The 13751-nt window shown below is 60.1% G+C and carries 9 protein-coding genes; 2 read left to right on the forward strand and 7 right to left on the reverse strand.

Features of this window, described 5'->3' with window-relative positions:
* Positions 1-293: 293 nt before the first annotated feature.
* Positions 294-656 (forward strand): 6-carboxytetrahydropterin synthase QueD, encoded by a 363-nt coding sequence (queD, locus tag C1N62_RS13980; RefSeq protein ID WP_137764200.1) that lies wholly within the window; start codon positions 294-296, stop codon positions 654-656.
* A 54-nt stretch (positions 657-710) separates the two neighbouring features.
* Here the strand turns inward: queD and C1N62_RS13985 are convergent, their stop codons facing one another.
* The 7 genes from C1N62_RS13985 to rlmD form a co-directional block, all read right to left on the reverse strand.
* Entirely contained in the window at positions 711-1949 is a 1239-nt protein-coding gene (locus C1N62_RS13985; RefSeq protein ID WP_137764201.1) for a DUF2235 domain-containing protein, read from the reverse strand.
* A 377-nt stretch (positions 1950-2326) separates the two neighbouring features.
* Entirely contained in the window at positions 2327-2998 is a 672-nt protein-coding gene (gene queE, locus C1N62_RS13990) for a 7-carboxy-7-deazaguanine synthase QueE (RefSeq protein ID WP_137764202.1), read from the reverse strand.
* A gap of 148 nt (positions 2999-3146) precedes the next feature.
* Entirely contained in the window at positions 3147-4442 is a 1296-nt protein-coding gene (gene eno, locus C1N62_RS13995; RefSeq protein WP_137764203.1) for a phosphopyruvate hydratase, read from the reverse strand.
* A gap of 81 nt (positions 4443-4523) precedes the next feature.
* Positions 4524-6161, reverse strand: a complete 1638-nt coding sequence (gene pyrG, locus C1N62_RS14000) for a glutamine hydrolyzing CTP synthase (protein ID WP_137764204.1) — start codon at positions 6159-6161, stop codon at positions 4524-4526.
* Positions 6162-6493: 332 nt separating this feature from the next.
* Positions 6494-7279, reverse strand: a complete 786-nt coding sequence (gene mazG, locus C1N62_RS14005) for a nucleoside triphosphate pyrophosphohydrolase (protein ID WP_137764205.1) — start codon at positions 7277-7279, stop codon at positions 6494-6496.
* Between the two features lie 78 nt (positions 7280-7357).
* The gene (gene relA / locus C1N62_RS14010; RefSeq protein WP_137764206.1) at positions 7358-9595 is read right to left on the reverse strand and encodes a GTP diphosphokinase; all 2238 of its coding nucleotides are present in this window, start codon (positions 9593-9595) and stop codon (positions 7358-7360) included.
* A gap of 9 nt (positions 9596-9604) precedes the next feature.
* Positions 9605-10939: a 23S rRNA (uracil(1939)-C(5))-methyltransferase RlmD gene (gene rlmD, locus C1N62_RS14015; RefSeq protein ID WP_137764207.1), complete on the reverse strand. Its 1335-nt coding sequence runs from the start codon at positions 10937-10939 to the stop codon at positions 9605-9607.
* A gap of 60 nt (positions 10940-10999) precedes the next feature.
* On the opposite strand from rlmD, the gene barA reads away from it, so the two are divergent.
* Entirely contained in the window at positions 11000-13747 is a 2748-nt protein-coding gene (gene barA / locus C1N62_RS14020) for a two-component sensor histidine kinase BarA (RefSeq protein ID WP_137764208.1), read from the forward strand.
* The last annotated feature ends 4 nt before the right edge of the window (positions 13748-13751 follow it).

Below are 13751 nucleotides of genomic sequence, written 5' to 3' on the forward strand. Positions count from 1 at the left end.
GCACGCTGGCAACACTTAAATAAGGGATGGAAATAATAAATAACTAAAACGACTAAGCTGATTTAACGGTTATGCTTACCGGAAAAAGTAATAGATTTGAATTTTTATAACGTTGAATTCGTTCGCTTTTTACTGGCCTGCTGGCGCTAACCCGTTGACCGCATGACGAATGGCTGTTTTTCAGGCAGTTAAAAAAGTTTTAGCTGAACGTGGCGCGAAAGTGGGTTGTCATGGCGCGGGCGGCGGCTTTCCGGTAATATCCGCCGGTTTTTTGAGTCAATGAGACGGTAGCAATGGTAACCACGCTGTTTAAAGATTTTCAATTTGAAGCCGCCCACCGGCTTCCCCACGTACCGGAAGGCCATAAATGCGGGCGCCTGCACGGCCACTCATTTATGGTACGTCTGGAGATCACCGGCGAAGTGGATGCGCATACCGGCTGGGTGATGGACTTCTCCGAGTTGAAGGCAATGTTCAAGCCCACCTGGGAGCGTCTGGATCATCACTATCTGAATGATATTCCCGGTCTGGAGAACCCAACCAGCGAAGTGCTGGCAAAATGGATTTGGGACGAACTGAAGCCGCAACTGCCGATCCTGAGCGCCGTGCTGGTTAAAGAGACCTGCACCGCCGGCTGCATCTATAAGGGCGAATAACCCCACCCGCGTGACCCACCGGAGCGTGGCTCACGCGGCCTGATTTTCCTGCCTTCACTCATGCACTGGCATCACCATAATCTCCGGGTCATCAATAAAGCTGTCCAGAAACGCCGATTGGTAGGGGCCAGCAAGCTTTTTGCCTGTCTTGGGATCCTGGAACCAAATCTCCTTGCCCGCCCGCCGCGCAACCACTGACTGGTGCACCGCCAGGGTGTAGTTACCCTCCGCGAGGTAGGGCAGACTCTTTTTCAGGGGCGTGGTCAATTCCCGATGGCCGGTTTTGTAGATCGCCTTGTCAAACCACGGGCAGTGGCAGATCGCGCAGGCGTCCGCCTGATAGTGGTGTGGACGCAACTTCACCCCAGCCTGCTCCAGCTCTTCATGCATCCAACCGTAGGCACCGTTCGATAACCCGCTCTCCTCTTCCGGGTAACCGCCGCCAACATCTGAGTGCACGCCGGGGAACAGCACCTGCTGAATGCCCTGCCGCGCCTCCCATAGCACTGGGGTAAAGTCCAGCCGCTGCTCATCCAGCGAGATGGCATGACGCCCCAACCTGACGCGCTGGCTTAACGTGGTATCGGCGAAGCGGAAGAGATCGACTCTGGTGTCCTCATCCTCATAATGCGGGATGCCGAGCGCGCCCACGGTGTCGAAGACCGCCACCATCTCAATCGGCACGTTATAGATCATGGCATCAGGATTGACACGCTCGGAGGCAAACCCCGGCAGCCCATGCTTGATGGAGGCCAGCTTCTCCTGCCAGGATTTCTCCCCTTTGGCCTGCTCGCGGAATTGAGACCAGACGGCGGTTCCCCAGCGGTAGGCCTGTGCTTTATGGTCTTCACTTTCATCTGCCAGATTGAGTTTGCCCGCGTCCAGCAACCCCTGTGAGGCGATCATGCCCGCCAGTGCCCGGGCGGTGTAGGCCCCGCGGCTAAAACCGATCAGGAAGATTTTGTCGCCGGGCTGGTAGTGGCGGCTGATAAAGGTGTAGCCGCGCACAATCCGCTGGATGGTGCCGCCGCCAAAGATTCCCTCCAAATTTCTAATCAGCCAATTGCTGGTGTCACCGACGCCGTGGATATATTTGGCCACCTGAATCACCTCTTGCCCCTCCGTCAGCAGTTTCTCCTGCTCCTCTGGGTTACTGTCCAGATCCTCGGGTATCCCTTGCAGGCTCTTATACAGCTTCAGGACATTGGTGAGTTCAAATTGCCCGTCATGGTTATCATCAGTGCGGATACCGTTCCATGTACCGTCGGCACAGAAAACTATATTTTTACTCATGATTAACTCCGCGCATTCTCTTCAGGGAAACGTTCCCTTGCTTATAAAATACCCACGTCAAAAAAAGCGCAAGAGGGCGATAACGGGTTAAAAGTAGAGGGTTTATTGCTAAGCCATGAAATCATTATCTGAGTAATTTCTTCCACGCGGATCCGCGCCGCTATCCAGCATTTTTACTGTTAACCGTGGTGCAGCTTAAATATCTCAGCCCATTGATTCGTTGTGAATTCGCTCGGGAAACGGGCTGGTCGCGTTGAAGAGGTGTGGCGTTATCTGGCGGGGTTGCCGCTCACCGGGTGCCGGGCGGCAAGCGATGAGATCTGTGAGGGGCATCAATTTTCATCATAAAAAAACCCGCCACGCGGGCGGGTTGGGGATCAGGCGATATTGAGGTATTTGTGGGTCTGCATCGACAACCGCCAGTTGCGCGCAATGCAGGTCTCAATACAGAGGCGGGTGGCTTCCTCTTTCTGGCTGATGGGTTGCAGCGCCACGATACGGTGCTTCTCATCATGCAGCCGCGCCAGCAGGGCATCCAGCGCCTCAATGTCACGCTCACGCGCCACCGGGTGCTTGATCTCGTCGGCACGCTTGAGCGCCTGATCGAGCACCGCCATGCCGCCGCGCATATTGACCTTCGGCGAAACCGTTACCCACGTATTAGGCGAGCAGCGCACCTCATGGGTGCCGCTGGTCTCAATCTGGCAGGTGAAGCCGCTCTTCTCCAGCAGCAGCGTCAGCGGGCCAAGATCGTAGATGCACGGCTCGCCGCCGGTGATCACGATGTGGCGGGCGGTGTAGCCGTTGCGCTCAATCACCGCCAGCAGATCCTCGGTGGTGGCCGCGCCCCATGCGTCGGTCTCCACGGTTTTGACCAGAATCTCATCCAGCGCCACTTCCCGATCGGCCAACTTGTCCCAGGTGTGTTTGGTGTCGCACCAACTGCATCCCACCGGGCATCCTTGCAAGCGAACAAAAATGGCTGGCACGCCGGTAAAGTAGCCTTCCCCTTGCAGGGTTTGGAACATCTCATTAATCGGGTACTGCATGGCACTCTCAATGTTGTTAATTTGAAGGGGCGTGATTATGGCAGATTCCCGCGCGCTGACCAAATTTAGCGCAGTGTTATCTGTTTCCAGTGGTAAACCGGCATAAAAAAACCCGCCGAAGCGGGTTTTATCAGTGAAGGCGCAGAAATTACTGGCCTTTCACCTCTTTCAGACCGTTGAACGGCGCACGGTTGCCCAGCGCTTCTTCGATACGGATCAGCTGGTTGTACTTGGCAACGCGGTCAGAACGGCTCATGGAACCGGTCTTGATCTGGCCTGCTGCTGTACCTACTGCCAGGTCAGCGATGGTGGCATCTTCGGTCTCACCAGAACGGTGGGAGATAACCGCGGTGTAGCCTGCATCTTTCGCCATTTTGATCGCAGCCAGGGTTTCGGTCAGGGAACCGATCTGGTTGAACTTGATCAGGATGGAGTTAGCGATGCCTTTCTCGATGCCTTCTTTCAGGATCTTGGTGTTGGTGACGAACAGGTCGTCGCCCACCAGCTGGATTTTGTCGCCCAGCACTTTGGTCTGGTAGGCGAAACCGTCCCAGTCAGATTCGTCCAGGCCATCTTCGATGGAGACGATCGGGTACTGTTTGGTCAGATCTTCCAGGAAGTGGGTGAACTCTTCGGAGGTGAAGGCTTTGTTGCCTTCGCCAGCCAGCACGTATTTGCCATCTTTGTAGAACTCAGAGGCCGCGCAGTCCATCGCCAGGGTGATGTCTTTGCCCAGCTCGTAGCCTGCTGCTTTTACCGCTTCCGCGATCACAGCCAGAGCTTCGGCGTTGGAACCCAGGTTCGGCGCGTAGCCACCTTCGTCGCCCACAGCGGTGTTCATGCCTTTGGATTTCAGCACTTTAGCCAGGTTGTGGAACACTTCAGAACCCATACGGATGGCTTCTTTCACGTTCTTCGCGCCAACCGGCTGAATCATGAACTCTTGGATGTCGACGTTGTTGTCAGCGTGTTCACCACCGTTGATGATGTTCATCATCGGCAGCGGCATGGAGAATTTACCCGGTGTGCCGTTCAGTTCAGCAATGTGTTCGTACAGCGGCATGCCTTTGGACGCGGCGGCAGCTTTGGCAGCAGCCAGGGAAACCGCCAGAATGGCGTTTGCACCGAAGTTAGATTTGTTCTCAGTGCCGTCCAGCTCGATCATGATCTTGTCGATGTTAGCCTGATCTTTGGCATCTTTGCCGGTCACGGCCTGTGCGATCGGGCCGTTAACCGCGGCTACCGCCTTGGTGACGCCTTTACCCAGGAAACGGGATTTGTCACCGTCACGCAGTTCCAGCGCTTCGCGGGAACCGGTAGAGGCACCTGACGGCGCAGCCGCCAGACCTACGAAACCACCTTCCAGATGCACTTCAGCTTCTACCGTCGGGTTACCACGGGAGTCGATGATTTCGCGACCGATGACTTTAACGATTTTGGACATTAGATTTTCCTCAGTACAAGTTAAACTAAAACCCCAGACAAACAGTGCGCACCCTGGGGTGCGCACTGCTTATCATCTATCTTATTTTACCTGGCGCTTCTGATACTCACCGGCGGCTTTGACGAAGCCCGCAAACAACGGGTGACCATCACGCGGCGTTGACGTAAATTCCGGGTGGAATTGACATGCCACGAACCACGGGTGGTTCGGCACCTCAATGATCTCCACCAGCTTTTTGTCAGCAGAGAGACCGGCAACCCGCAGGCCCGCCGCTTCGATCTGCTTCAACAGCATGTTGTTCACCTCATAACGGTGGCGGTGGCGCTCAACAATCGTCGGCTCGCCGTACAGCTGGCGAACCAGACTGTTCTCGGTCAGGTGGCACGGTTGCCCCCCAACGCGCATGGTCCCGCCCAAATCACTCTTCTCATCGCGCACTTCAACGTTGCCGTCTTCATCGCGCCACTCGGTGATCAACGCGACCACCGGGTACTTACAGTCTGGCACAAATTCGGTGGAGTTGGCGTTCTCCATCCCGGCCACGTGGCGGGCGAACTCCATCAGTGCCACCTGCATCCCCAGGCAGATGCCCAGGTAAGGAATATTGTTCTCACGCGCATAACGGGCGGCGGCCACTTTGCCTTCCACGCCGCGGTAGCCGAAGCCGCCAGGGATCAGGATGGCGTCCAGATCCTTCAGCACCTCTTCGCCACGCGTCTCCACGTCCTGCGAGTCAATCAGCTTGATGTTGACCGTCAGGCGATTCTTCAGGCCGCCATGTTTGAGCGCCTCAATCACCGACTTATAGGCATCCGGCAGTTCCACGTACTTGCCGATCATACCGATGGTCACTTCGCCGCCTGGGTTGGCCTCTTCGTAGATCACCTGCTCCCACTCGGCCAGGTTGGCTTCCGGCGCGTTCAAGCTGAATCGTTTACAAATATAATCGTCCAGGCCCTGTGATTTCAAGAGCGCCGGGATTTTATAAATCGAATCAACATCTTTTAGGGAGATAACCGCTTTTTCCGGGACGTTACAGAACAATGCGATTTTCGCACGCTCGTTGGCCGGCACGGCACGGTCAGAACGGCAGATCAGCACGTCGGGCTGGATACCGATGGAGAGCAGCTCTTTCACGGAGTGCTGGGTCGGCTTGGTCTTCACTTCACCGGCCGCCGCCATGTACGGCACCAGCGTCAGGTGCATGTAGAGGGTGTGCTCGCGGCCCACGTCCACTGCCATCTGGCGGATGGCTTCCAGGAACGGCAGGGACTCGATGTCGCCGACGGTGCCGCCGATCTCGACCAGCACCACGTCGTGGCCTTCGCCACCCTCAATGATGCGCTCTTTGATGGCGTTGGTGATGTGCGGGATAACCTGAATGGTCGCGCCCAGATAGTCACCACGGCGCTCTTTGCGCAGCACATCAGAGTAGATGCGGCCGGTGGTGAAGTTGTTGCGGCGAGACATTTTGGTGCGGATAAAGCGTTCGTAGTGACCTAAATCGAGGTCAGTTTCTGCGCCGTCTTCGGTAACGAAAACCTCACCATGCTGAGTTGGGCTCATTGTGCCCGGATCCACGTTGATATACGGGTCCAGCTTCATGATGGTAACGTTGAGGCCACGGGCTTCGAGAATAGCCGCCAGAGAGGCTGCGGCAATGCCTTTACCCAGAGAGGAGACGACCCCGCCGGTCACAAAAATATAATTAGTTGTCATGCTGAACCTGAGAGTTTAGGTTTAAAGACGATGGGAGTACCAGGACGGGAAAGTAGTATACCCGAACCTGGAGGGCGCCACAATTGATCGTTTTATGGCTCGGCGATGAAAAAGCGCCTCGCCCCCCTGTTTTCCCCGGCTTTATCCTGCGACAAACCCTGTATTCCCGCCCCTTTGCTGCCGATTGTCGTCCGGTACTCAGGGCCAGCAAAACGCCTTACGGCACGGTGTCAGGGCGCGCCAATGGCCTGGCGATCCCCGGATAAAAAACCGCGCTACTCTACCCTGCCGCACGCTGGCTGTAAGCTTGCACTTTGGCTGAAAATCGCCACTCAGCGCTCGTTGCGTTTGACCTGCTGCCAGGCCGCCTCCATCTGCTCCAGCGTCGCCTCGTCGGTGCTCATGCCCTGGGTGCGCAGGATCGCCTCGACCTCGCGGAAGCGGCGGGCAAATTTGCGGTTGGCGGCCTGCAACGCGTTCTCCGCCTTGTGGCCAAGGTGACGTGACAGGTTGACGGTGGCGAACAGCAGGTCGCCAATCTCCTCGCCCAGCTTCTCCTGATCCACCACCGCCTGCTGCGCCTCGTGCATCACCTCATCAATCTCCTCATGCACCTTGTCCACCACCGGGCCGAGAGTTGTCCAGTCAAAGCCCACCGCCGCGCAGCGTTTCTGGATCTTGTGGGCGCGCATCAGCGCCGGCAGTGCCTCAGGGATGTCATCCATCGCCGAGTGCAGCGACTTCTCTGCCCGCTCCTGCGCCTTGGCCTGCTCCCAGCGCGCCAGAGACGGCGCGGCGCTGTCGCCGCCAAACAGGTGCGGGTGGCGGCGCTCCAGTTTGTCACTGATGGCATCACAAATCTCATCGAAGCTGAACAGCCCCTGCTCGCTGCCCATCTGGGCGTAGAACACCACCTGGAACAGCAGATCGCCCAACTCGTCGCGCAGATCGGCGTAGTCACGGCGCTGGATGGCGTCCAGCACCTCGTAGGTCTCCTCCAGCGTGTAGGGGGCGATGGTGTCGAAGGTCTGCGCCCGATCCCACGGGCAGCCGTGTTGCGGGTCGCGCAGGGTTTTCATCAGGGCAAGCAGGCGTTCAAGCGGGGACATCTCGGTCATGACGGCATCTCAAGGGTGGCGGGGCCAGAGTGGCCCCTAAAAAAGAGGAGGGGCGGCCCCGCGGGGCCGCCAGAAGAGTCAGCTCCCGTGCAGGCGTCGCGCCTCAATCACGTCTGGTAGCTGGTTAAGTTTGGCGATCACGCGCGCCAACACCTGGAGGTTGTAGATCTCAATCTCCATGTCGATGGTGGCGAGCTGCTCTTTGGTGTCGCTGCGGCTGGCGACGCCCAGCACATTCACCTTCTCATTCGCCAGAATGGTGGTGATGTCGCGCAGCAGGCCGCTGCGATCGTTGGCGGTGACGCGCACCACCAGCGAGTAGCCGCTGGAGTAGCTCTCGCCCCACACCGCGTCCACCAGCCGCTCCGGCGCGTGGGAGCGCAGCTCCGCCAGCTGGTCGCAGTCGGCGCGGTGGATCGAGATGCCGCGCCCCTGCGTGATGAAGCCGACGATCTCATCACCGGGGATCGGCTGGCAGCAGCGGGCGATGTGATGCATCAGGTTGCCGACGCCCTCCACCACCACGCGGCCATTGTCCTTGTTGGCGGCGCGCTGCTGGGATGGCCCGCTCTTCTGCGTCAGCTGGCGCAGCGCCTCGCGATCCAGCTCCTCGGCGGTCGGCTTGTTCAGTTGCGACTGGAGGAAGTTGACCATCTGGTTAAGGCGGATGTCGCCGCCGCCAATCGCCGCCAGCACCTCATCCAGTGAATTGACGTTGTAGCGCGGGATCAACAGCTTCTCCGCCTCTTTCAGGCTGATGCCAAGGCGCGCCAGCTCATCATCCAGAATCTGGCGGCCGGCGAGGATATTCTTGTCGCGATCCAGCTTGCGGAACCAGTTGTGCACCTTCGAACGCCCACGGCTGGTGGTGATGTAGCCGAGGTTCGGGTTGAGCCAGTCGCGGCTCGGGTTCGGGTGCTTCTGGGTGATGATCTCGATCTGGTCACCCATCTGCAACTGGTAGGTAAAGGGCACGATGCGCCCGCCAATCTTCGCGCCGATGCAGCGGTGGCCGACGTCGCTGTGGATGTGGTAGGCGAAGTCGAGCGGCGTGGAGCCGGTCGGCAGGTCGACCACGTCGCCCTTCGGCGTAAAGACGTAGACCCGGTCGTCGAACACCTGACTGCGCACCTCGTCGAGCATCTCGCCGGAGTCGGCCATCTCCTCCTGCCAGGCAATCAGCTTGCGCAGCCAGGCGATGCGCTCCTCGTAGCCGGTGCGGCCAGCCACCACCGTGCCCTCTTTATACTTCCAGTGCGCCGCGACGCCCAGTTCGGCATCCTCGTGCATCTGGCGGGTACGGATCTGGATCTCCAGCGGCAGGCCGCGCGGGCCGAGCACCACGGTGTGGATCGACTGGTAGCCGTTGGGTTTTGGGTTGGCGACGTAGTCGTCGAACTCATCTGGCAGGTGGCGATAGTGGGTGTGCACAATCCCCAGCGCCGCGTAGCAATCTTGCAGGCGATCCACCACGATGCGCACCGCGCGCACGTCAAACAGCTCATCAAAGGCCAGCGCCTTTTTCTGCATTTTCCGCCAGATGCTGTAGATGTGCTTGGGGCGGCCGTAGATGTCGGCCTTGATGTTCTCCTCCTGCATCGCGCGGCGCAGGTTGTTAACGAAATCATCAATGTACTGCTCGCGGTCGATGCGGCGCTCATGCAGCAGCTTGGCGATGCGTTTGTACTCGTCCGGGTGCAGGTAGCGGAAGCAGAAATCCTCCAGCTCCCACTTGAGCTGGCCGATGCCGAGGCGGTTCGCCAGCGGCGCGTAGATGTTGGTACACTCCTTCGCCGCCAGCACGCGCTCATCCTCCGGCGCGTCCTTGACCTCGCGCAGGTGGGCGATGCGCTCCGCCAGCTTCAGCACCACGCAGCGGAAATCCTCGACCATCGCCAGCAGCATCCGGCGCACGTTGTCCACCTGCTCCGAGGCCATCGAGTCATTCTGCGTCGCCTTGAGCTGGCGGATGGCGTCCATGTCAATCACGCCATGCACCAGCGCGGTGATGCCGCCGCCAAATTCGGCGGTCAGGGTGGCCTCGTCAATGATCCCCTCATTGACCAGCGGGAACAGCAGCGCCGCGCGCATACTGTCATTGTCCATGCTCAGGGTGGAGAGGATCTCAACCATCTCCAGCCCGCGCCATAGCAGCAGCGAGGCCTGGGGGTGGCCCTGGGTCTGCTGCTCGCAATAACGCCAGGTTTCGGCCAGACGCTCACATGATTGCTGGCTGGGGAGCCCCAAACTCTCAATCCACGCATCAAGCGCGAACTCGCCAGCCGTATTCAAATGCGCACTTCTTACCGCAACCATATCTTCTCCCTACTTGCCCGGCGTCGCGGGCGGCTTGATGAACAGGGCCATGGACTCCAGATGGCCAGTCTGTGGAAACATATCCAGCATCCGCACTTCCGCGAGCCGGTAGCCTGCCCCGAGCAGGACATTGCTGTCCCGCGCCAGTGTGGTGGGGTTACAGGACACATAGACAATCCGTGATGGAGAAAGTTTGGCGATGTGCGACATGATCCCTGCCGCGCCAGCCCGCGCCGGGTCGAGCAATACCTTGTCGAACCCCTGTTGCGCCCACTGCTGCCAGGTACTTTCATCCTCCAGGTTGGCATGAAAGAACTGGGTATTATTCAGCGAATTTATCTGTGCGTTATATTGCCCATTCGCCACCAGCGTGGCAACACCTTCCACGCCCACCACCTCCCGCGCGCGGCGGGCGATCGGCAGGGTAAAGTTGCCCATGCCGCAGAACAGATCGAGCACGCGATCGTCGGGCGTCAGCGCCAGCCATGCCAGCGCCTGCTGCACCATCTGCTGGTTGACGGCATCATTCACCTGAATGAAGTCCTGCGGGCTGAAGCGCAATGATAAGCCATCCACCTGATAGTGCGGATCGTCACCGCACACTTTTGTCAGTTGCCCCTCCCCGCCGTCGAGGAAAAGCGTCAGCGCGTGGTGCGCGGCGAAGGCCGCCAGCCGCGCGCGATCGTCCTCTTTCAGCGGGTCGAGGTGGCGCAGCACCACCAGCGGCCCGGCCTCCGCCAGCACCAGCTCCACGTGGCCGAGCCGACGCACCGCCGCCAGCCCGCTCAGGCAGGCGTGTAACGGCACCAGCAGCGCCTCCAGCGCCGGTACCAGCACCGGGCAGCGGCTGACCGCCACCAGCTCGCTGGAGCCTTGCTGGCGGAAGCCCATCACCAGCCGGTTCGCCTTCGGCTGCCACACCAGCCCGAGGCGCGCCCGGCGGCGGTAGCCATACTCCGGCCCGGCAATCACCGGTTGCGCCTCTGGCGTGACGCCGGTTTCACGCGCGATCATCCGCAGCAGGGCGGCCGATTTGCTGCGCTGCTGCAACGGTGTGGCGGCGTGTTGGATCTGGCAACCGCCGCAGACGCCATAGTGCGGGCATGGCGGGGCCACGCGCTCCTCACTGCGCGTCAGTAGGCGCTTGAGCTTGCCCTTGGCGAACTGGCGCTTCTCTTCGGTGAGCGTCACCTCCGCCTGTTCGCCGGGCAGCATACCGGGCACAAACAGCGCCTTGCCTTGGTGGCGCGCCACGCCCTGGCCGAAGGTATCGAGATCGGTGGCGGTAACCGTCACTGTTTGCCGGGTCGTCACACGGCGGTTTGGAGAGTAGAATTGGGCCATATTGATTGCACGCGTGTTAATGAAGCTGATTAGCTGCCAATTCTCCCATATTGGAATCCCATGACCAAATATAGCCTTCGCGCACGGATGATGATTTTGATCCTGGCGCCGACCCTGTTGATCGGCCTGCTGCTCAGCACCTTCTTTGTGGTCCACCGGTACAATGAGTTGCAGGATCAGCTGGTGGATGCCGGTGCTGGCATCATTGAGCCGCTGGCGGTCGCCAGCGAGTATGGCATGACCTTCAATAACCGCGAGTCGGTGCGCCAGTTGGTGAGCCTGCTGCACCGCCGCCACTCTGACATCGTGCGCTCGATTACGGTGTTTGACCGCGACAACCGGCTGTTCGTCACCTCCAACTCCCACCGCAACTACACCCAGCTGCAGATCAGCCAGGGCACGCCGATGCCCACGGAACTGATGGTGAGCCGCATTGGCGACGAGCTGATCCTGCGCACGCCGATCACCCCGGAGGAGAGCGCGCCGGACGAGAGCGACAACGCGCCCGCGCTGAAAACCGACAACCTCGGCTACATTGCCATTGAACTGGATCTCAACTCGGTGCGCCTTCAGCAGTATAAAGAGGTGTTTGTCGCCACCCTGCTGCTGGTGCTCAGCCTCTGCATCGCCATCCTGTTCGCCTACCGGCTGATGCGCGACGTCACCGGCCCAATCCGCAACATGGTCAACACCGTTGACCGCATCCGCCGCGGCCAGCTCGACAGCCGGGTGGAGGGCTACATGTTGGGCGAGCTGGACATGCTGAAAAACGGCATCAACTCGATGGCGATGTCTTTGACCGCCTACCATGAGGAGATGCAGCAGAATATCGATCAGGCCACCTCTGACCTGCGCGAGACGCTGGAGCAGATGGAGATCCAGAACGTCGAGCTGGATCTGGCGAAGAAGCGTGCCCAGGAGGCAGCGCGCATCAAGTCCGAGTTTTTGGCCAACATGTCCCATGAGCTGCGCACCCCGCTCAATGGCGTGATTGGCTTCACCCGCCAGACGCTGAAGACCCCACTGACGCCGACCCAGAGCGACTACCTGCAAACCATTGAGCGCTCCGCCAACAACCTGCTGACCATCATCAATGACGTGCTCGACTTCTCGAAGCTGGAGGCTGGCAAGCTGGTGCTGGAGCACATCCCGTTCGCCCTGCGCGAGACGCTGGACGAGGTGGTGGTGCTGCTGGCGCACTCCGCCCATGAGAAGGGGCTGGAGCTAACGCTGAACGTGCAGAACAACGTGCCGGAGCAGGTGATCGGCGACCCGCTGCGCCTGCAACAGGTGGTGACCAACCTGCTCGGCAACGCCATCAAGTTCACCGAGACCGGCAATATCGACATCAACGTCGAGCTGCGCTCCCATGACAACATGAAGGCGGAGCTGGAGGTGCAGATCCACGACACCGGCATCGGCATCTCCGAGCGCCAGCAGTCGCAGCTGTTCCAGGCCTTCCGTCAGGCGGATGCCAGCATCTCGCGCCGCCACGGCGGCACCGGGCTGGGGCTGGTGATCACCCAAAAGCTGGTCAAGGAGATGGGGGGCGACATCAGCTTCTACAGCCAGCTTAACCGCGGCTCCACCTTCTGGTTCCACATCAACATTGAGCTGAACGACAACTTCCTGCCCAGCCCGCAGCCGATGGCACCATTGCAGGGCAAGCGACTGGCCTACGTCGAGGCCAACGACGCCGCCGCCAAGGCGACGCTGGAGATCCTCGCCACCACGCCGCTGGAGATCACCTACGCCTCGCTGCTTACCCAACTGCCGGAAGAGCACTTTGACATCCTGCTGATTGGCGTGCCGCTGAAGAAGCGCCACATGCTGCGTGAGTACAAGCAGCGGATGCCGAGCATCGTGGCGCTGGCCGACCGGGTGATCATGGCGCTCCCCTCGCAGTTGCAGATTGACGCCGAGGCGCTCAAGCAGCTGGGCGTGCAGGGTTGCCTGATCAAGCCCATCTCCAGCGTGCGCCTGCTGCCGCTGCTGCTGGATGACCGCCAAGCCGGGCTGCTCGGCAACAAGCCGCCGCGCCTGCCGCTGACGGTGATGGCGGTGGATGACAACCCGGCCAACCTGAAGCTGATCGGCACCCTGCTGGAGGAGCTGGTGGAGGAGGTGCTGCTGTGTGACAGCGGGGTGGATGCGCTGGCGCTGGCGCGCGAACAGACGCTGGATGTGATTTTGATGGACATCCAGATGCCGGAGATTGACGGCATTCGCGCCGCCGAACTGATCCACCAGCTGCCGCAGCACAGCCAGACGCCGATCATCGCCGTTACCGCCCACTCGCTGGCTGGCGAGCGCGAGCACTTGCTGGCGGCTGGCATGACCGACTATCTGGCGAAGCCGATCGATGAGGCGATGCTGAAACGGGTGCTGGCGCGCTACCACGCGCCGGAGGTGGAGCCGCTCGAGCCAGCGGCGCTGGTCATCAGCCCTACCGCGGGCGATCCGCTGCCCTCGCTGGATTGGGATCTGGCGCTGCGCCAGTCCGCCAATAAAGAGGATCTGGCGCGCGATCTGTTGCAGATGTTGATCGACTTCCTGCCGCAGGTCAGCGAGCGGGTGCAGGCGGTGCTGGACGGCGCCAACGATGACACCATTCAGGCGCTGATCCACAAGCTGCACGGCAGTTGCAGCTACAGCGGCGTACCGCGCCTCAAGCACCTCTGTTTCTATCTGGAGCAGCAGTTGCGCCAGCACGCCAGCCCGCTGTCACTGGAGCCGGAGTGGCTGGAGTTGCTGGATGAGATTGAAAACGTCACCAACGCGGCGAAGATCCAGCTACGCGGCGGCTGAGCCG

This window comes from Nissabacter sp. SGAir0207, assembly GCF_005491205.1.
GTDB lineage: Bacteria > Pseudomonadota > Gammaproteobacteria > Enterobacterales > Enterobacteriaceae > Chimaeribacter.